At 70.1% G+C, this 18703-nt stretch carries 16 protein-coding genes and 2 pseudogenes; 5 read left to right on the top strand and 13 right to left on the bottom strand.

Annotated elements, in window-relative coordinates; genetic code table 11:
• Window positions 1-120: 120 nt before the first annotated feature.
• Both V4Y04_RS33070 and V4Y04_RS33065 read left to right on the top strand, forming a co-directional pair.
• On the top strand, window positions 121-372 hold the full coding sequence (locus V4Y04_RS33070; RefSeq protein WP_332432011.1) for a hypothetical protein: 252 nt from the start codon (window positions 121-123) through the stop codon (window positions 370-372).
• A complete protein-coding gene (locus tag V4Y04_RS33065; RefSeq protein WP_332432010.1) occupies window positions 369-1496 on the top strand; it encodes a hypothetical protein in 1128 nt (375 codons plus the stop codon). The genes V4Y04_RS33070 and V4Y04_RS33065 overlap by 4 nt, the downstream gene beginning before the upstream one ends.
• A gap of 55 nt (window positions 1497-1551) precedes the next feature.
• On the opposite strand, the gene ctaD is transcribed toward V4Y04_RS33065, so the two are convergent.
• The 4 genes from ctaD to fdxA form a co-directional block, all read right to left on the bottom strand.
• Window positions 1552-3270 carry an aa3-type cytochrome oxidase subunit I gene (gene ctaD, locus V4Y04_RS33060; RefSeq protein WP_332432009.1) on the bottom strand — a complete coding sequence of 573 codons (1719 nt, stop codon included), beginning with the start codon at window positions 3268-3270 and terminating at the stop codon, window positions 1552-1554.
• Between the two features lie 121 nt (window positions 3271-3391).
• Window positions 3392-3904 carry a hypothetical protein gene (locus V4Y04_RS33055; protein WP_332432008.1) on the bottom strand — a complete coding sequence of 171 codons (513 nt, stop codon included), beginning with the start codon at window positions 3902-3904 and terminating at the stop codon, window positions 3392-3394.
• A gap of 18 nt (window positions 3905-3922) precedes the next feature.
• Complete coding sequence (locus V4Y04_RS33050; protein WP_332432007.1) at window positions 3923-4618, bottom strand: helix-turn-helix transcriptional regulator; 696 nt, start codon at window positions 4616-4618, stop codon at window positions 3923-3925.
• Window positions 4615-4941, bottom strand: coding sequence for a ferredoxin (fdxA, locus tag V4Y04_RS33045; protein WP_332432006.1), 327 nt, complete (start codon window positions 4939-4941; stop codon window positions 4615-4617). Before fdxA ends, V4Y04_RS33050 begins: the two co-directional genes overlap by 4 nt.
• A gap of 78 nt (window positions 4942-5019) precedes the next feature.
• On the opposite strand from fdxA, the gene V4Y04_RS33040 reads away from it, so the two are divergent.
• Window positions 5020-5829 (top strand): DUF2249 domain-containing protein, encoded by an 810-nt coding sequence (locus V4Y04_RS33040; protein ID WP_332432005.1) that lies wholly within the window; start codon window positions 5020-5022, stop codon window positions 5827-5829.
• 85 nt (window positions 5830-5914) lie between these two features.
• On the opposite strand, the gene V4Y04_RS33035 is transcribed toward V4Y04_RS33040, so the two are convergent.
• The 4 genes and pseudogenes from V4Y04_RS33035 to V4Y04_RS33020 all read right to left on the bottom strand — a co-directional run.
• Window positions 5915-6340: a hypothetical protein gene (locus tag V4Y04_RS33035; RefSeq protein ID WP_332432004.1), complete on the bottom strand. Its 426-nt coding sequence runs from the start codon at window positions 6338-6340 to the stop codon at window positions 5915-5917.
• Window positions 6341-6521: 181 nt separating this feature from the next.
• Window positions 6522-6797, bottom strand: a pseudogene (locus tag V4Y04_RS33030) (IclR family transcriptional regulator domain-containing protein); the annotation flags it as partial.
• Between the two features lie 6 nt (window positions 6798-6803).
• The gene (locus V4Y04_RS33025; RefSeq protein WP_332432003.1) at window positions 6804-8432 is read right to left on the bottom strand and encodes a transposase; all 1629 of its coding nucleotides are present in this window, start codon (window positions 8430-8432) and stop codon (window positions 6804-6806) included.
• A gap of 197 nt (window positions 8433-8629) precedes the next feature.
• Window positions 8630-8878: pseudogene (locus tag V4Y04_RS33020) on the bottom strand (IclR family transcriptional regulator domain-containing protein); the annotation flags it as partial.
• 104 nt (window positions 8879-8982) lie between these two features.
• Here V4Y04_RS33020 and V4Y04_RS33015 point away from each other — a divergent pair.
• Both V4Y04_RS33015 and V4Y04_RS33005 read left to right on the top strand, forming a co-directional pair.
• On the top strand, window positions 8983-10005 hold the full coding sequence (locus tag V4Y04_RS33015) for an ABC transporter substrate-binding protein (protein ID WP_443080120.1): 1023 nt from the start codon (window positions 8983-8985) through the stop codon (window positions 10003-10005).
• A 20-nt stretch (window positions 10006-10025) separates the two neighbouring features.
• Window positions 10026-10883, top strand: a complete 858-nt coding sequence (locus V4Y04_RS33005; RefSeq protein ID WP_332432001.1) for an ABC transporter ATP-binding protein — start codon at window positions 10026-10028, stop codon at window positions 10881-10883.
• Here V4Y04_RS33005 and V4Y04_RS33000 read toward each other — a convergent pair.
• The 5 genes from V4Y04_RS33000 to V4Y04_RS32980 all read right to left on the bottom strand — a co-directional run bounded on the left by V4Y04_RS33000 (window position 10855) and on the right by V4Y04_RS32980 (window position 18511).
• A complete protein-coding gene (locus tag V4Y04_RS33000; RefSeq protein ID WP_443080119.1) occupies window positions 10855-12999 on the bottom strand; it encodes a discoidin domain-containing protein in 2145 nt (714 codons plus the stop codon). The genes V4Y04_RS33005 and V4Y04_RS33000 overlap by 29 nt on opposite strands.
• A 536-nt stretch (window positions 13000-13535) precedes the next feature.
• Window positions 13536-15212 carry a glycoside hydrolase family 13 protein gene (locus V4Y04_RS32995; RefSeq protein ID WP_443080118.1) on the bottom strand — a complete coding sequence of 559 codons (1677 nt, stop codon included), beginning with the start codon at window positions 15210-15212 and terminating at the stop codon, window positions 13536-13538.
• A gap of 79 nt (window positions 15213-15291) precedes the next feature.
• Window positions 15292-16170 carry a carbohydrate ABC transporter permease gene (locus tag V4Y04_RS32990; RefSeq protein WP_332431999.1) on the bottom strand — a complete coding sequence of 293 codons (879 nt, stop codon included), beginning with the start codon at window positions 16168-16170 and terminating at the stop codon, window positions 15292-15294.
• The gene (locus V4Y04_RS32985; RefSeq protein WP_332431998.1) at window positions 16167-17126 is read right to left on the bottom strand and encodes a carbohydrate ABC transporter permease; all 960 of its coding nucleotides are present in this window, start codon (window positions 17124-17126) and stop codon (window positions 16167-16169) included. Before V4Y04_RS32985 ends, V4Y04_RS32990 begins: the two co-directional genes overlap by 4 nt.
• A 41-nt stretch (window positions 17127-17167) precedes the next feature.
• On the bottom strand, window positions 17168-18511 hold the full coding sequence (locus V4Y04_RS32980) for an ABC transporter substrate-binding protein (RefSeq protein ID WP_332431997.1): 1344 nt from the start codon (window positions 18509-18511) through the stop codon (window positions 17168-17170).
• Window positions 18512-18703: the final 192 nt, after the last annotated feature.

The raw sequence follows: 18703 nt of genomic DNA, 5'->3' as shown, positions 1-18703 counted from the left end.
CGGTACGAATGCGTTTCGAATGAGCCCCGCACCGGTGAGGGCCGGCACCACCGCGCGCTCCTGCCGACACCACTGCCACCAGCACCACCTCAGAACCAGCGTCGGCGAAAGGGCCGGGGGATGAATGCCCGCAGCGAGCCACCGAGCGAGCCGCCGCCGGCGAGGCCCGACGCACCGTCGGCGTCCGGTGCCCCGGCGCGCCCACCCCTCCTGCGTGAGCTCCTGCTCGGCACCGCCCTCGCGGTCCTGCGCCTCCCGCACCCGGCCCGCCGGCCTCCGAGCGCGCCCACCGTGCCGGCGAAGAGCGACGAGGCCGAGCAGACCAACGAGGCGAGGGCCGGGGGCGAGAAACTCGTGGGGGTGCGCCGATGAGCGCGGTCCTCGTCGCCGTCGCCCTGTCCCTCGTCTCCGCCGTCGCCTACGCGGCTGCCGCGGTCGCCCAGGAACGACTGGCGTCACGGTCCCCCGGCACCGGTGCGCTGCGGCTGCTGGGCAGCGGCGCCTGGTGGTGGACGGTCGTGCTGAACGCCTCGGGCGCGCTGCTGCACGTCGTGGCGCTCGCGTACGGCCCGCTGACCGTGGTCCAGCCGCTCGGCGCGCTCACGCTGGTGGCGGCCGTGCCGATGGGGGCGTGGGTCGCGGGACGGCGGGTGGGCCGGATGGAGTGGCGGGGCACGGCGTTCACCCTCGCCGGTCTCGCGGCGATCCTGGTCACCGCGTCGGGGCCTGCACCGGACGACACACTGTCCATGGCCGAGGCACTGCTGGTCGCGGCCGCCACGGCCGCCCTGATCGGCGTACTGGCGCGGCCGGGCGTCCGGCCCGGACTGCGGCACGCGACCGCGTCGGGCATCGCCTCCGGGGTGGCTTCGGCGCTCACCCAGGCCGTGACGGTGGCCGTGACGGACCGCTCGGGTCCGCTGCTCGACGTCCGGGTGATCGGGGTGGTTCTGCTCGTCGCCGTGTTCGCGGCCGGAGGGCTGCTGCTGTCCCAGACCGCCTACCGCAGCGGACTGGGCGCCCCTCTCGCGGTGGTGACCCTGGCGAACCCGGTGGCCGCCGCGGTGATCGGACTCTGCCTGCTCGGCGAACGGTTCCGGGGCGGCCCGGCGGGGGTGCTGCCGGCACTGGCCGGCGCGGCGCTCGCGGCGTGGGGTGTGCTCCTCCTGGCCCGGGCGACACCACGCCCGGACCGGCAGGAGCACGCCGCGCCGGGTCCGGCGGGGCGTGCTGCCGCGAGGAGGTCCGCGGTGGAACACCCTGAGGACCCCTCGCCTGTCCCCTCCACGGACCTCCTCGCGGGCCCTCTCGTGACGGATCGACCCGTGGCCGCCGTCCTCACCCCACAGCCCGGATCGGCGGCGCCCGAACCCGCCCCGGTGCCCCGGTGCCCCGGCCTCCCGCACCCCGCACCCCGCACCCCGCACCCCGCACCGGAGCACCTCACGACGCCGTTGCGGCTGATCGTCAGTCCGTGGCGAGCACCGGACCGCTGAGCCCGGACGCCCGTTGACGACGCACCTGGAAGGCGGAGCCGGCCGTCGGGCCGCCTCAGCTTTCCCTCCCGCGCTCCACCTCCGGCCCCTGCGCCCGCGCGTCTCCCTGTCCCCGCTCGATCGCGAGGATGTCCGGGTGGTGCAGGTCGAAGGCCGGGGACTCGGAGCGGATCCGCGGCAGGGCGATGAAGTTGTGCCGCGGCGGCGGACAGGACGTCGCCCACTCCAGCGAACGGCCGTACCCCCACGGGTCGTCGACGCCGACCTTCTCTCCGTACTTGGCGGTCTTCCAGACGTTGTAGAGGAACGGCAGCACGGACATGCCGAGCAGGAACGAGGCAATCGTGGAGACGGTGTTCAGCGCGGTGAAGCCGTCGGCCGCCAGGTAGTCCGCGTAACGGCGGGGCATGCCCTCGGCGCCCAGCCAGTGCTGGATGAGGAAGGTGCCGTGGAAGCCGGTGAACAACGTCCAGAAGGTGATCTTGCCGAGCCGTTCGTCGAGCATCCTGCCGGTGAACTTCGGCCACCAGAAGTGGAATCCGGAGAACATGGCGAAGACGACGGTGCCGAACACCACGTAGTGGAAGTGCGCCACCACGAAGTACGAGTCAGTGACGTGGAAGTTCATCGGTGGCGAGGCCAGGATGACACCGGTCAGACCACCGAAGAGGAACGTGACGAGGAAGCCCATGGCCCAGAGCATGGGCGTCTCGAACGACAGGCTGCCCTTCCACATCGTGCCGATCCAGTTGAAGAACTTCACCCCGGTCGGGATCGCGATCAGGAGGGACATGAAGGAGAAGAACGGCAGCAGGACGCCACCGGTGGCGAACATGTGGTGCGCCCACACCGTCACCGAGAGACCGGCGATCGTGATGGTGGCGCCGATCAGGCCCATGTAGCCGAACATCGGCTTGCGACTGAAGACCGGGATGACCTCACTGACGATGCCGAAGAACGGCAGCGCGATGATGTACACCTCCGGGTGACCGAAGAACCAGAACAGGTGCTGCCACAGCAGTGCCCCGCCGTTGGCCGCGTCGAAGACGTGCGCGCCGAACTTGCGGTCCGCCTCCAGGGCCAGCAGGGCCGCCGCGAGCACCGGAAACGCGAGCAGCACCAGAACCCCGGTGAGCAGCACGTTCCAGGTGAAGATCGGCATGCGGAACATCGTCATGCCCGGGGCGCGCATGCAGATGATCGTGGTGATGAAGTTGACCGAGCCGAGGATGGTGCCGAAGCCGGAGAGCGCCAGACCCATGATCCACATGTCGCCGCCGATGCCCGGGGAGTGCACCGCGTCCGACAGTGGTGCGTAGGCGAACCAGCCGAAGTCGGCGGCTCCGTCCGGGGTGAGGAAACCGGCCACCGCGATCAGCGAGCCGAACAGGTAGAGCCAGTAGGCCAGCATGTTCAGCCGGGGGAAGGCGACATCGGGGGCACCTATCTGCAGCGGCATGATCCAGTTGGCGAAGCCGGCGAACAGCGGTGTCGCGAACATCAGGAGCATGATCGTGCCGTGCATGGTGAACGCCTGGTTGAACTGCTCGCTCGACACGATCTGCAGGCCGGGACGGGCCAGTTCGGCGCGCATCAGGAGCGCCATCACGCCGCCGACGATGAAGAACACGAAGGACGTGACGAGGTACAGCGAGCCGATCTTCTTGTGGTCGGTCGTGGTCAGCCACGCCACCACTTTCCCTCCGCGGTTTCGGCTCCCGGGTGGACGCCATGCGGTGGTGACGGTGGTTCCGGTACTGCCCGTAGTTGTCACTGCGACCTCCTGAGGTCACGGGAAGCCCGGCGGCCGGCGTGGCGTCGGCGGCTCAGGGATGGAGCTCGGTGGCTGGAACGCAGGGGATGAAACTCATGGGCTGGAGCCCACGGAGTGGAACTCAGGCTGCGAGAAGCAGGATGCCGGGGATCAGGATGCCCAGGAGCAGGATGCCGGGGATCAGGAGCGAGACCGTCATGATGGCCTCGAACGCCACGTAGTACCAGTGGGCGTGGGAGCGGGGCGGTTGCTGACCGGCGGGTGCACGGTCGGAGCGTCGGTTGAGCCGGGGCCGGATCACACCGGGTCGGCCTGCCGGCACCACGGCCACCACGGCCACCACGACCACCACGACCACCACGGCCACCACGGCCACCACGGCCACCACGGCCACCACGGCGGCGAGCATGACCACCGGGGCGCTTGTCCCGTCAACTGCCACGGTAAAAAGGGAAGTTGCCGCGATGATGGTCTCGACGAGGTAGGGCGCCCGGAAGGCGACGCGGCCGATGCCGAGGGGGAGGGCCGCACCCGGCGCCCGGGACTTCAGCGGCGTCCCTGGGAGGGACATCACCAGCACCGTGCCGAGCCGGACGACGGCCGCGCCTGCCAGGGCGGCCGATACGGAGTCCACTGCTGGACTGCCCTTCTCCTACGCGGCACGCGTAGGGACGAGATGGGCGTGGCAGACGTCGGGTTCGGCGAACGGTTCGAGCCGTCCGGCGTCGACGGGCGCGCGCAGTTCGGCCAACGCGCCTTTCATCATGCCCAGATGGAGCGGGCAGACGATCTGCCGGTACTCCTCGGCGAGTTCCAGGAAGGGGCAGTGCCGCAGACGGATGAGGTCGGGCACGTCACCGGGTTCTTCGGTGGTCACCGGATCGAAGCCGAGATCGGCGAGGAGTCCGACCAGCCGGTCGACCGCTTCACGGTCGGTCACGGTGTGGAAGGGCGGGGCGGATTCGATCAGATGCTGCCCCCAGGCCCGGCCCGCCTCGACGGCGGCGGTCTCGGCACCGGATCCGGTCGACGCGAGCCGGCTGAGCAACATCCGGGCCAGCAGCCGGTATTCGCGCCGCCCTCCTCGGTCCATCCCTGGGCGGGGCGCGTAGACGGCACGAGGTCGCCCCGGCCCGGACGACGCCTCCAGCGTCCGCTCCACCGCCCCGCGCGTCACCAGCGAGTCGAGGTGAAAGCGTGCCGTGTTGGCGTGGACCCCCACCCGTTCGGCCACTTCGCTGACCCCGAGCGGCCCGCCCGCGGCACGCAGCACATCGAGCACGGTACGGCGGCGAGGGGTCGCCGGATCACTTCCGCCGTCACCGCCATCTCGCTTCACGGTGGTCACTTCGCCCCCTCCTGAGGCGGCAGGGCGGCGATCAGCGGGTGATCGTGCTCGATGAGCCCGAGCTTGGAGGCCCCGCCGGGCGAGCCCAGTTCGTCGAAGAACTCGACGTTCGCCTTGTAGTAGTCCTGCCACTGCGGCGGGGTGTCTTCCTCGTAGAAGATCGCCTCGACCGGGCAGACCGGTTCACAGGCCCCGCAGTCGACACATTCGTCCGGGTGGATGTACAAGGACCGCCGGCCCTCGTAGATGCAGTCGACCGGGCACTCGTCGACGCACGCCTTGTCCTTCACGTCCACACAGGGCTGGGCGATCACGTAGGTCACAGCGTCCTCCTCTCCGAATTTTTACGAATCCTACATGTAAGAATGATGCCTTCGCGACGTCACGAAAGGAGGACGCTCGTGACACAGTCATCCGGCGTCTTCATCCAGTCGACACAGACCGATCCCGTGGTCCGGGCAGGGGCCGTGATCCGAACGGAGTACGAACGGCTGCACGCCCTGCTCACCCCGCTGGTCGAACCGCAACCGACGGCCGGGGCAGGAGGTGGGGAAGGGGACGGCACAGGAGACGCCGGAGGCGCGCCGGACCGCGCCACGACCGCCTCCCCCACCCCCGCATCCGCCGCAACAACCGCCACCATGGGCGTCGTTGGCGAAATCCGCCGCCATCTCACGGCGTCGGCCGAGACGTTGCACGCCGCCGCCGCGCACGCGCCCGAGACCCGGCTGCTGGTGAGCGCCCTGAGCATCGCCAGGTCCGCCCTCGACCGGCACATCGACGCACTTGACGCCGCTGGAGACAGTGCTTCCGCGGCGGCCGCCGCACAGCGGGTGGAGGCAGTCCTGTCCGTCCACCGGACAGTGGAGGAGGACATCCTGCTGCCCGTCCTCGCGGCGCTCCCCGGCGGCGTGCTTCCGCCCCTCGTCGCCGACTACGAGACGCTCCTGCGAGGCGGCAGCCTCGACACGTCCGCCGTCATCGACGTACGCCCGATCCCCCGCGAGCAGCGGCACCCGCTCGTCTTCGCCCGGTACGCCCGCCTCACCCCGGGCGGGACGTTCACCCTTGTCAACAATCACGATCCCAAGCCGCTGCACAAGCAGTTCGAGGCCGCCCACCCGGGCGCGTACACCTGGGACTACGTGGAACAGGGGCCCGCCAAGTGGCAGATCCTCATCGGCCGACCGCACCACCAGCCCTGGACGTGACCACCCTCCCTGACCGACCGGCTCGCGCCGCGGCTTCGGGGCGCGAGCCGGTCGGCCGGCGAACTCGGTCGGCCTGCAAGCTCGCTCACCGCCTGCCACGCGTCATCTCGTCGACGACGAACCCGATCCCGACCCCGAGCATCCAGACGTCCTTGGCCAACGGAGTGCCCTGCTGGGTCGGCCGCAGGCTGCCTTCCTCACGCATCCCCGGCGTACGCAGGTACAGCCCCAGCAGCGCCGACGAGAACGCGGCCAGCCCTGCACCGGCCACGACCGTGGGGACGACGGGCAGCAGCAGGGCGGAGCCCAGCGTGATCTCCCCGGCGGAGAGCAGCCGGGCGAAGGTGGCCGTCGGTACTCTCCCGAGGAACGGATACGTGTTCTTGGCCATCCCGTGCAACTGGGCGGCCGTCTCCTCGTCGACGACCCGCTTGGACAGTCCGGAGCTGAGGATGAACGCCCCCATGGCCAGACGGGGTGCCACGTGCCTGAGCTCGATGGGCAGACGCATGAGAACTCCCGGTCGCTGTGCAGCGCAGTGCTGTCCACCCTAGGACGCACCGGCCCTTCCGGCAGGTCGAGGGCCAACGGCGGTCCACCCGTGCTTCAAGGCGTGCACGCGCGGTTCAAGGCCCTCCACGCGTGGTGCGTGACCGTTCACCCGTCCCTCTCCGAGACGTTCCCACTTCGCATCACCCCGGCCCACGCGGAGCGCTCGGTCCGGCTGCGGCCCCGTTTCCGTTTCCGTGGGAGACGGCCCGGGCCGGGCCGGTGATCCACAGGTCCGCCTCGATCCGCGCGACGGTCGCCAGCAGGTGCGGCAGCAGGTCCCGGCGGACGGACTCCATGGAGTTGCGGCCGGCGTGCACCGCGATGTTCACGCCGGCCACCACCGTGCCCTCCCGGTCCCTCACCGGTGCGGCGACCGACCGCAGGCCCTCCTCGAGTTCCTGGTCGACCAGTGCGTACCGTTCCTAGTCAGTGAGCAGGAGGGAGTCTGGGACCCATTCCCGCTCACCGCGGACACCCCGAACGGTGTTGGGTGTCCTGGTCGCCCGCGTTCGCTCCGCGTCCGGCGGCACGGATCGTGTCCGTGGTCCGGGAAGGCGGCGGCGGGGTCCCTCACGCCCGGGGGCATCCCCTCCGGCCTGGACGATCCGATGCCCGCATCCATCGCTCCGGTGGGTGCGGGGCGGTGTCGTCCGACGCCGGATCGAATACCCCTGGGCGCGTCGCCCGATCGCGATGCTCGCCGCATCGTGCCGGGTGGTCTTGCGGGTGGTGCCGGTCAGCGGTTTCTGCCAGTGCTGGGCGCCCCACTTCGAGGTGTAGGCCGGGTCCACGGCGACGACCGCGATCCCCGTCTGGCCGGCCATCGAGACGAGCCGGGCGCGGAGCCGGCCGGTGGGCAGGCCGGAGACCAGCCGCCGAAACCGCTTCCTGCGGCCGTGTTTCTCGCGGGTCTTCTCCGCGGTGAAGTCCAGGTCCTCCACCGCGATCGCCCGCACCCCGCAGGCCCTAGCCCAGTGCAGCAGCCGGGTCAGGGCGTGGCGGAGCTGGGCGTCCCGGTGGTCGGCGGTGCCGGTCAGGTCGTAGCAGAAGCGGCGCGGGGTGCCGATCGGGTTGCCGTGCACGTCCAGGCGCCAGGCGGCCAGGTGGTCGGCATTCATGTCGACCCCGATCACCCCGTGCCCGAGCGCCGCCGCCAGGGGAACCGTCCGCGACACGGGGAGCTGCCAGGAGGCCGTCACATACCAGCGGCCCCGGGCCACGTCGTGGTGAATGCGGTAGGCGACGGCCCGGTTCCCCGCCACCCGGTCGGCCCACTCCGACCCCCGGTGCGCGAACCGGATCCGGCCGGTGAGCACGTACCGGCCGTGCGGAGCGTTCGCCAGCACCGACAGTGGGACAGGGAGCTTGAGGCTGACCTCACCGTCCGGGCTGATGCGGATCGTCTCGTTGCCGTACCGCTTCCCGCTCTCCCCGTCCGCCCGCAGAAACCACCGTCCTGCTTCCCAGCGTGCACGCCACTGGAGCTCGGTGAGCCGTGCGGCGGGCAGCTGGTGCCGCATCCGGGCCAGGCGTTTACCGCCCCGCACCACGTGCACGGTTCCGGCTTCCCAGGCGGTGCGTTCCCGTGCCAGCCGGTCCTCCAGCACCTGCAGTCGGCGGGCCTTGGCATGCCACTCCCGCCGACTGCGATATCCACCCGGGGCCCTCTTCGAACCCTTCGCACCGAGTGGCAGTGCCAGCCGGTGCCGCAGGGTGCGCACCCCCGCCTGCAGGCTCTGGATATGGGCGAGCGCGCAGCGGCGGGCCAGCGCCCACTGCTCATGCGTCGCCTTCGTGATCGCGCCCGCCCAGCGGGCCGACGACAACGGCGTCAGCTCCCGCTTGCGCGCGGCCCAGGCCTTCGCGTCGTGCTCCAGGCCGTCGTGGCAGCGCGCCTTGAGGTCGCCGGAAGCCAGTGCGCCCAGATGCGCGCCCACCCGCCGCAGCACCTCCTCATCGGCGGCCGTCAGCTGCTTGAGCCAGGTACGGATGGCCACCCCCGACGGGCCGGGCACCACAAACGGCGCCGCCAACTCCCGCAGACCATCCATCCCCGCGCCCCCGCCCCTCAAGTCCAGCCCCGAAAACCCGCTCACTCCACCCAACGAGCACCACCCGCCAAGGTCACGCGTTCGCCAGGCAAACCCCCATTCCCCTCTCCAGACAGAGCGACACCCACCCACGACCGCACCCCAGCGCTCACTCGCACACGCCAGAACACACTCGTGCTCAGTCAAATCCCAGCAGTGGCCAACCCCTGGCGGCGGACCCGGACCAGTTCGGCACGCAGGGCGCGCGGCGAGGTGAGGGTCTGGGAGGTGTTCGGCCGCAGGTCGGCGCGGTCGAGCCAGGCGTCGATCCCGTCGTCCGGCAGATCCGCGAGCATGACCCGGCCGACCGAGGTGACGTGGGCGGGGAAGCGTGTGCCCACCGTGATGGCCGCGCTCATGATGCGCCGGGTCGGGACGTGGGCCACGTAGCCGATGTCGTCGCCGTCTCACGGCCGCTTCCGTCCTGGTCACCGCGACCGCGTGCAGCTCGTCCGACGGGGGTGGCGCCTCTGATGCGAACGCCTCGTCCGGCGGCACCACCGAGGTGAAGGTGGGACTCATCCCGATCGTCGATGTCGCGCCGCTGTACCTGGGCGAGAAGAAAGGCTTCTTCAGCGAACGCGGCCTGAAGCTGTCGATCTCCAGCGCACAGGGCGGCGCGGCGATCGTTCCCGGCGTGGCCAGCGGTCAGTTCGAGTTCGGGTTCTCCAACACCACCTCGCTGTTGATCGCCCAGTCCAACAGCGTGCCGGTGAAGGGGGTGGCGAACGGCAACGCCTCGACCGGCGTGGCGGACGAGGACTTCGCCGCGATCACCGTCAAGGGCGACAGCCCGATCAAGTCGGCGAAGGACCTGGAGGACAGGAAGGTCGCCGTCAACACGCTGAAGAACACGATGGAGCTCGGCGTACGCGCCTCGGTGACCAAGTCGGGCGGCGACCCCGACAAGGTGGACTTCGTCGAGATGGCCTTCGATCAGATGCCCGCCGCGCTCGACGGCGGACAGATCGACGCCGCCATGGTGGTCGAGCCGGCGCTGGCCACGATCAAGGGCCAGGGCGGCCGGGAGATCGCTTCGCCCATGGTCGACATCGCCCCGGACCTCACCATCTCCCTGTACTTCACCTCCACTCGGTACGCGCAGAAGAACCCGGAGGTGGTGAAGAAGTTCCAGGAGGCCACCGCCGAGTTCCCTCGCGTACGCCGACTCCCACCCGGACGAGGTGCGCGAGATCGTCACCACGTACACGAAGATCCCGCCGGCCGTACTGGAGCAGGTGACCCTGCCGAAGTGGCCCACCGACCCCGACCGCGCCTCCATCGAGCAGCTGGTGAAGCTCGGCGAGGAAGACGACCTGTTCAAGCAGACACCCGACCTGGACAAGCTGCTCCCGTGAGGGGCGAGAACGCCGCCCTCGGTACGGCCGGGATCGCCGGCTTCCTCGTCCTGGGCGAGTTGATCCCGCGGCTCGGCCTGCTGGGTTTCGCCCTGTCGGTCCTCTTCCAATGGGCCGAACGGCGGGTGCTCGCCTGGTACCACGGCCTGCGCGACGCCACCAGGGGGTCGTCGTGAAGCTCGAGAAAGGAGGGTCCATGCTCGACGTACGCGGTCTGCGAAAGGTCTACGAGGGTTCTGGACGCCGTATTGAAGCGGTCCGCGATCTCACCTTCACGGTCGAGGCGGGTGAACTGGTCTGTCTCGTGGGCCCGTCGGGTTGCGGCAAGACGACCCTGCTGAAGTGCATGGGCGGGCTGCTCGCACCGACGTCCGGCGAAGTGACGCTGGCCGGGCGGAAGGTCGACGGGCCGCCGCCCGGGATGGCGTTCGTCTTCCAGGAGTACGGACGCAGTCTCTTCCCGTGGATGCGGGTCGGTGCGAACGTCGGACTCCCGCTGAAGCGGAAGAAGGGGTTGAGCGCGGCCCGGCGCAAGGAACTGGTGGCCGACGCCCTGGAGTCGGTGGGTCTGGCGGATGCCGCCGGGGCGTATCCGTGGCAGCTGTCCGGCGGTATGCAGCAACGGGTCGCGATCGCACGGGCGTTGGCGTACGAGCCCGATGTGCTGCTGATGGACGAGCCGTTCGCCGCCGTGGACGCGCAGACCCGGGCCGATCTGGAGGACCTGGTGCGCCGGCTGTGGCAGGAGCGGTCGATGACCGTCCTGTTCGTCACCCATGACATCGACGAGGCCGTCTACCTCGGCGAACGGGTGATCGTGCTGTCCAGCTCCCCCACGGTGGTCCAGGAGCAGCTGAAGGTCGATCTGCCGTGGGAGCGGGACCAGTTGACGACCCGGGTCACCCCGCGCTTCGCCGAGCTGCGGACCCATGTGTACGAGCAGATCCAGGCGGCGAAGCGGGGGGCGGCCGGGGCCGCGGGGAAGGACGTCACTGCGGCCGTCGAGAAGGACGCCCCGGTGGACGTCAGGAAAGGTACGCCTCCACTTCGCTGAACTGGGCCGCCGGCCAGCCGGTGTTGCCGGTGACGTGCAGCCGCAGGTGCCGCAGGCCGGTACCGGCGGGCAGGTTCACGGTGACCGTGTTGCCGGTGGCCGGGTCGAAGCGGTAGTCCCGCGCGGCGAGGACCGTCGTGTACGCGGAGCCGTCGGTGCTGCCCTGCACGGACAGGGTCTGGGTGCGGGCCTGCCACGCGGACTGCGGCGGCAGTTTCAGCACCAGGCGGCGGACGGCCTGGCTGGAGCCGAGGTCCACCGTCAGGGCCTGGGGGAAGGCGTGGTTGGCGGACTCCCAGTAGCTGTTCGCGTCGCCGTCGACCGCCCTGCCGGGCGTGTAGACGTCCTGGGACCCGGTGGCCGTGGCCGTGCGGCCCCGGGCCAGGTTGCGGTCCGGGTCGGGATCGGGGTTTCCCTCGCCGGGCTCCGGCCAGGTGGAGCAGTCCGACCAGGTGCTGTTCCAGCCGGAGTTGCCGCCGCCGTCGGTGACGGTGAAGGTACCCGAGCCGGACGGGTAGGGGCAGTTGTAGACGCCGGCCGAGCCGACGCCGGTGGCGGTGACGCCGCGGAAGGTGGCGGCGCCCTGTGCCTCGGCCTGGACGACGACCGTTCCGGTCCTCTCGACGGTGGCGCCGTCCACGGTGATGTTCCTCGCCGCGTACCCGCGTCCGCTGCCGGAGACGAACTCGAAGGCGCTGTACGGGCTGTCGGTGATGGTGGTGCCGGTGATCCTGACCTGTGCCTCGATGGCGCTGTCGTAGGAGTCGACGCGCAGCGCGCCCATGGGATGGTTCCAGTTGGGGTTCATGGCGCCGGTGCGGACCAGGGTGTTTCCGGAGACGGTGATCGTGCCGGCCAGCGGGTGGAACGGGTCGAGGAATTTCTGGTTGGAGATCGCGATACCGCTGCCCAGTGCGTTGGTGTCGGCGATCAGGTTGTCCTTGACGGTGATGTCGGTGCCGCCGTAGATCGCGATGCCGTTGGCGAGGTTCGGCTGCGAGATGGTGTTGTTCTCGAAACTGCTGTTTGTGTTGGGCGCGTTCAGCGACCACATGGCGAGCGAGTCGTCGCCCTGGTTGCGCAGGAAGTTGTTGCGGACCCGGACGCCCTTGGCGGTGCCGTTGAGGTTGAGGCCGTCGGCGGTGGTGTCGAGGATGCGGTTGTTCTCGACGACCAGGTTGTCGTTGTTGCCGGTCAGCCAGAGGCCGACCTTCAGGTGCTGGAGCCACATGCCGGAGACCGAGGAGTTCGGGCCGAGGGAGCCGTTGACGAAGTTGTCCGGCTGGGAGTCGACGCGCTCGGTGACCTCGCCGATGACGGCGAAGTCCTTGATGTGGACGTTGCCGGCGGAGCTCGACTGGTCGATGAAGCGTGAGGAGCGTACGACCGAGTGCCAGTGACCGGCGCCCTGGAGGGTGACGTTCTGGACGCCGCCCAGGGCGGAGGTGAGCCGGTACTCGCCCGGCGGGATCCATACCACCCCGCCCCTGGCGGCGGAGATGGCCTCCCGGAACGCCTGCGTGGAGTCGCCCTGGCCGCTGGGGTCGGCGCCCCTGTCGGTGACGGAGACCGAACCGGCCGGCCTGGCGGCGGGTGCGGCGGCCTGTTCGAAGTCGGCCACGTCGACGGTGACCTGAACACCGGTGGCCTGGAAGGCGACCTTGTCACCGGCCTGGACGTTCCGGTCGAGGAGCAACCGGGAGTTGGCGAAGAAGTGGTGGGTCCTGGCGCCGGCGATCCAACTGGTGTCGACGTAGGAGTACTTGGAGGTCACCGACAGGATCTTCGCCAGCTTCGCACCGTTGACGTACACGTCGAGCGAGCCGGACTGGCCGTCGGGGACGCTGTAGGCGACGTTCACGGCGTTGGCCGAGCGCGGCACCGTGAACTCCACGCGCTGGCCGCTGTTCAGGCGTACCGCCCGGCGGCCGGACGCCTCGGAGGCGAGGGTGCCCTGGGTGTAGTCGGGCCCGACCCCCGAACCCGTGGTGGTGGCGGACTCGGCCTCGACCGAGGTGAAGGGGAGAGTGGCGCCCGCTGCGGCGTGGGCGGGTGCGGGCGCCAGGGCGACGAGCATGCCGGCGGCCAGGGCGACGACGGCCCCCAAAATTGGCATGTACCTGAGAGGTCTATTGCTCATGTGCTGATCCCTTCGTGGTGGGGATTGTCAGCTGCTTGCCGGGGAGTGTGCACGAGGGCGGTGTAACTCGATCGTGTGATGGTCGACCTCCGGGCTTGCGGTGTCGTGAACCGTCCGGGTCAACGTGATCGTGCGATCTGGGACGCCGGGCACGGCGCCGGTGAACGGGGCCCCCGCTCCACCGGAGTGATGGTTCAGGGCCTCCCCGTCGCCTTGGCCGTACCCATGTGGCCGGATCGCGCGGGGCAGTGTCATTCAGCGACCTCCGGCCGCGGAGGCCTCCCGGGCCCGGACCACGCACAGGATGTGTGTCGCCGCCCCGGGGCCGAGTACGCCGGGGACCTGGGGGTACCTCCCACGCCCTTGAGGCAGTGGGGGAGCCCAGGACCGTTCGGGGCGTGCGGCTGAGCAGACTCACTCCTGCTCAGTCCAGAGGAACGGTGCGGGACAGCGGTGCGTGGGGAGAGCGGGTACACCGGGGCACAAGGACATAGGGGGCGAGGGCAGGAGGCCTACGTACGGAGCCAGACGGCCGTGTCCCTCGGCAGCCGGTTCCCGGTGTCGAGGGGCCCGCTGGCGAGGAGGATCCCGGCGTGCTCGGGCAGGTCGGCCGGGATGTCGGCGAGGTTGACCAGACACCGCAGGCCGTCGGCGCGCTCGAAGGCCAGGACGCCGTCGGGGGCGGGGAGCCAGGTGAGCGGGCCCGTGCCGAAGGCGGGGCGCAGGCTGATCGCCCGGCGGTAGAGGGTGAGCATGGAGCCGGGGTCGTCCTGCTGCCGGTCGGCCGCGTACGCCGCCCAGTGGTCCGGTTGCGGAAGCCACGGGGTGTTCCGGGACCCGAATCCCGCGTACGGTTCCTTCGCCGCCCACGGCAGTGGCACCCTGCACCCGTCCCGTCCCGGATCGGTGCCCCCCGAGCGGGCGTGCATCGGATCCTGGATGTGCTCCCGTGCCACCTCCGCCTCGGGGAGGCCCAGTTCCTCCCCCTGGTACAGGTAGACCGTGCCGGGCAGCGCCAGCGACAGCAGGGCCGCGGCGCGGGCGCGCCGGGTGCCGAGGGCCAGGTCGGTCGGGGTGCCGAAGGTCTTGGTGGCGAAGTCGAATCCGGTGTCCGAGCGGCCGTATCGGGTGACCGTACGGGTCACGTCGTGGTTGCACAGCACCCAGGTGGCGGGCGCGCCGACGGGGGCGTGCTCGGCGAGTGTCTCGTCGATGGAGGTCCGCAGCCGCCCCGCGTCCCAGGGGCAGGTCATGAAGGAGAAGTTGAACGCCGTGTGCAGTTCGTCGGGGCGCAGATAGCGCGCGAAGCGTTCCGCGTCCGGCAGCCAGACCTCGCCGACGAACACGGCGCCGTACTCGTCGGCGATGGCCCGCCACGCCCGGTAGACGTCGTGGAGTTCGTCCCGGTCGACGTACGGGTGCGGGCCCACACCCTCGACGAGGTCCGGCAGCAGAGGGTCCTTGGCCGGCAGGGCGGCGGAGTCGATGCGGACACCGGCCACGCCCCGTTCGAACCAGAAGCGCAGGATGTCCTCGTGCTCCTGGCGGACCGCGGGGTGCGCCCAGTTGAGGTCGGGCTGCTCGGGGGCGAACAGATGGAGGTACCAGTCGCCGTCGGAAGCGACAGGGCCCGAAGGGCCTTCCTTGGAAGGGCCTTGGTGGGAGACGGGCAGGCGGGTCCAGGCGGGGCCGCCGAACTCCGACGTCCAGTTGTTCGGGGGCAGTTCGCCGTGCTCGCCGCGGCCCGGCCGGAAGTGGAACAGGTCCCGTTCGGGCCCGCCGGCCAAGGCGGCACGGAACCAGGCGTGTTGGTCGGAGACGTGGTTGGGCACGATGTCGATGATCGTGCGGATGCCGAGTTCCCGTGCCTCGGCGATGAGTTTCTCCGCCTCGGCGAGGGTGCCGAAGGCCGGGTCGACCGTCCGGTAGTCGGCGACGTCGTAGCCGCCGTCCTTCATCGGGGACAAGTACCAGGGGTTGAACCACAGGGCGTCGACGCCGAGTTCGGCGAGGTACGGCAGTTTCGCCCGGACTCCGGCGAGGTCTCCGGTGCCGTCGCCGTCGCCGTCGGCGAAGCTGCGGACGTACACCTGATGGATGACTGCGGAGCGCCACCAGTCGTCGTCGCTGTGGTCGTCGCTGTGGTCGTCGCTGTGGTCGTCGCTCCGGGCAGGGGCGGGCTGTCCCACGGTGCGTGCCTTTCTCTTCGGTGGACGGGTTGTTCGATGTCGGCCCTCGGGGCCGTGCCGACCGGCCGCCGGTGCCGCGTCAGCCCTTGGTGCCGCCCGCGCCGATCCCGGCGATGATGTGCCGCTGGAAGACGAGGAACAGCGCGACCATGGGGATGCTGGCGATCACCATCGCGGCGAGGAGGACGGTCAGTTGGACGTTCTGCGACAGCTGCACCAGGGCCACGCTGATCGGCTGCTTGTCGGTGTCGGAGAAGACCATCAGCGGCCACAGGAAGTCCTGCCACACCGCGACCAGGGCGAAGATCGAGACGACACCGAGCACCGGCCGGGACATGGGCAGCACGATGGACCACAGGGTGCGCAGCCGTCCGGCGCCGTCGATCTCGGCGGCCTCCAGGACGTCCCGCGGCAGCTGGTCGAAGAACCGCTTGAGCAGGTAGAGGTTGAAGGCGTTGGCGACGGCGGGGAGCCAGATGGCGAGCGGGTCGTTGAGCAGGCTGGTGTGGATCAGCGGCAGGTCGGCGACGACGAGGTACTTGGGTACGACCAGGGCCTGCGCGGGGACCATGAGAGTGGCGAGGATGCCGCCGAGGACCACGTTGCCGAAGGCGGGCCGCAGTCGGGACAGGGCGTAGGCGGCGGCCGTGCAGAACACCAGCTGGAACAGCCAGGCGCCGGACGCCTGCACCACCGTGTTCCACAGGTGGGTGGGGAGCTGCATCAGTTCCCAGGCGTCGGTCCAGCCGCTGGTGCTCCACCGGTCGGGCAGCAGGTCGGGCGGGGTGCGCGCCACCTCGTCCGGGGACTTCATCGCGCCGGTGACCATCCAGTGGACGGGGAAGAGGAAGGCCAGCGTGAAGAGCAGGACGACGCCGGTGAACACGGTCCAGTAGACCGCCCGGCCCCGGGGTCGGGCCAGGACGGCCGGGGAGACGAGGGTGCGGGTGCTGCTCATGCCGCCTCCTCCAAGGAGCGGGTGAGTCGGAGGTAGACGGCGGAGAACAGTCCGAGCAGGGCGAGGAGCATCACGCTGAGCGCGCAGGCTCCGCCGAAGTCGTTGTAGAGGAAGGCGTACTTGTAGATGAGGTAGAGGACGGTGACGGTGGAGTTCTCCGGGCCGCCGCCGGTGATCACGAACGGTTCGGTGAACACCTGCATGGTGGCGATGATCTGAAGGAGCATCAGCATCAGGATGACGAACCTCGTCTGGGGGACCGTCACGTGCCGGATGCGCTGGAGCAGGTTCGCGCCGTCGAGTTCGGCGGCCTCGTACAGCTCGCCCGGGATGGACTGGAGGGCGGCGAGGTAGATCAGGACGGTGCCGCCCATGTTGGCCCAGGTGGCGACGATCACCAGGGAGACGAGGGCGGTGTCGGCGCCGTTGGACCAGTGGGAGGTGGGCAGGTGCAGGAACCGCAGTGCCTCGTTGGCGAGGCCGGTGCCCGGGTCGTAGAACCACTTCCAGAGCAGGGCGCTGACCACCGGGGGGATCATCACCGGCAGGTAGACCACGATGCGGAAGAACGCCTTGGCGTGCCGGAGTTCGTTCAGCACGAGGGCGAGGACGAACGGGACGGCGAAGCCGATCAGCAGGGCGAGCAGGGTGAAGGTGAGGGTGTTGCGCCAGGCCGCGCCGAATTCGGGGTCGGACAGGACGCGGGTGAAGTTGGCGGTGCCCACCCATTCGGGTGGCGAGCCCGGCGTGTACTTCTGGAAGGCGATCACGACGGCGCGGATCGCCGGGTACCAGGAGAACAGGGCGAAGCAGACGAGGCCGCCCAGGAGGAAGCCGTAGGCGTGCGCCTGGTCGGCGAGGCGGCGCCGTCTCCGGTCCTTGGCCGGGGACGGCGCCTTCACCGGGCGGACGGCGGGCGCCGTGGCGGCGGGCCGTGCGGCGGCGGTCTTCGTCATCGTGGGCCGGCCTCCCGCGTGGTGGTCGGGTTCATCGCCGGTCAGCCTCGCGCCAGGATGCCGTCGATCTTGGTGGAGGCGTCCTTCAGGAGCCGGTCGATGCCGGCGTCCTCCTTGGTGAGGACCGCGGAGACGACTCCGTCGAGGACGGAGTACAGCTGCTGCGCCCGCGGCGGCTCGATCCTCATCTCCAGGCTCTGGTTGCCGTCGAGGAAGGCCTGGTAGTTCTCCACCGGCACGTTGGCGTGGGCCTCCTTGGCCTGCTGGTCCCTGGCGTCGGCGGCGCCGGTGAACAGCCGGGGTTCGGGCAGGCCGACCGGCGCGTCGTTCTTCTTGGCGCGGGCGTAGTCGCCGAGGAATCCGTCGCCGGGGGTGAGGAACATGTGGTCGAGCCACTTCAGGCCGGCCCTGATCTGTTCGGGCGAGGCCTTCTTGTGGAACATGTAGCCGTCGCCGCCGATGAGGGTGGCCTGTCCGCCGGGCATGGGCGCGAGGGCGAGGTCCTTGTACTCGGCGCCCTTCTCCTTCACCAGGATCGGGATGTTGTCGGGAGCCGCGAGGTACATGCCGAGTTTGCCGGCGCCCATCATCTGCTGGACGTCGTTGATGACGAGCAGCTGCTTGCTGCCCATGGAGTCGTCCTTCCAGCGCATGTCGTGCAGGGTCTGCAGCACGGCACGGCCTTCGGGCGAGTCGACGGCCGCCTTCTTCCCGTCGGGGGTGACGACGTCGCCGCCCTGGGAGTAGAGCTCGGCGGTGAAGTGCCAGCCGCCCTGGTTCTGGGCGCTGTAGTCGGCGTAACCGACGGTGCCGTCGCCGAGTGCGGCGATCTTCTTCGCGGCGTCGCGGACCTCGGCCCAGGTGGTGGGCGGCCGGTCGGGGTCGAGTCCGGCCCGCTCGAAGAGCTGCCGGTGGTAGACCAGCCCCATGGAGTAACCGGTGCGCGGTATGCCGTAGACCCTGCCGTCGACGGTGTAGATGTCCCGCAGCTGCTGCTGGATCGTCCCGTAGCTCTTCAACTCCTTGACGTACGGGGTGAGATCGGCCGCCTGGTTGATGTCGACGACATGACCGGCGTCGGTGAAGTACGTGTAGAACACGTCCTCCATCTGCCCGCCGGCGAGTTTGGCGTCGAAGGTCTTCGGGTCCTGGCAGGGGAACGCGTCGTGCGGGACGACGTCGATGTCCGGGTTCTTCTTCTCGAAGGCGGCGATGTCCTCCTCGAAGAACTGGCGGTCGACCTTGGCGCTCTTGGGCGGCATGCAGTTGACCGTGATGCGGGTCTTGCCGTCGGCGGCCTGGTCGTCGTTCGACCCGCAGGCGGTGAGCGTGAGGGCGCCGACGCCTAGCGCGACGAGGGTACGGCGGATCCCGGTGCTTCTCATCGGTGGACCCCTCTGGGACAGGAGCGGGTGAACCCCTCGGAACAGGAGCGGTGGGCGGGGCACACTCAAGCACCGACGACAAGGGTCCGCAAGATGTCGCGCAGAATTTGAAATTATTCGACAGCCGGCCGGAAGCGAAGCGGAATCAAGCCCGAAGCGGGCCGGGCCTCCCGGACGGTGCCGTCCGGACCC

The sequence above is a fragment of the Streptomyces sp. P9-A2 genome (assembly GCF_036634175.1).
Classification (GTDB): Bacteria; Actinomycetota; Actinomycetes; order Streptomycetales; family Streptomycetaceae; genus Streptomyces; species Streptomyces pratens.
This window is presented reverse-complemented; position numbering and strand designations above follow the sequence as displayed.

What these genes read in the sequence shown, in the direction of transcription:
- V4Y04_RS33000 (WP_443080119.1), bottom strand. Translation starts at nt 12,999, where the DNA reads ATGCCAATTTTGGGGGCCGTCGTCGCCCTGGCCGCCGGCATGCTCGTC.
- V4Y04_RS33065 (WP_332432010.1), top strand. Translation starts at nt 369, where the DNA reads ATGAGCGCGGTCCTCGTCGCCGTCGCCCTGTCCCTCGTCTCCGCCGTC.
- V4Y04_RS32990 (WP_332431999.1), bottom strand. Translation starts at nt 16,170, where the DNA reads ATGAGCAGCACCCGCACCCTCGTCTCCCCGGCCGTCCTGGCCCGACCC.
- V4Y04_RS33025 (WP_332432003.1), bottom strand. Translation starts at nt 8,432, where the DNA reads ATGGATGGTCTGCGGGAGTTGGCGGCGCCGTTTGTGGTGCCCGGCCCG.
- V4Y04_RS32985 (WP_332431998.1), bottom strand. Translation starts at nt 17,126, where the DNA reads ATGACGAAGACCGCCGCCGCACGGCCCGCCGCCACGGCGCCCGCCGTC.
- V4Y04_RS33005 (WP_332432001.1), top strand. Translation starts at nt 10,026, where the DNA reads ATGCTCGACGTACGCGGTCTGCGAAAGGTCTACGAGGGTTCTGGACGC.
- V4Y04_RS32980 (WP_332431997.1), bottom strand. Translation starts at nt 18,511, where the DNA reads ATGAGAAGCACCGGGATCCGCCGTACCCTCGTCGCGCTAGGCGTCGGC.
- V4Y04_RS33035 (WP_332432004.1), bottom strand. Translation starts at nt 6,340, where the DNA reads ATGCGTCTGCCCATCGAGCTCAGGCACGTGGCACCCCGTCTGGCCATG.
- V4Y04_RS33070 (WP_332432011.1), top strand. Translation starts at nt 121, where the DNA reads ATGAATGCCCGCAGCGAGCCACCGAGCGAGCCGCCGCCGGCGAGGCCC.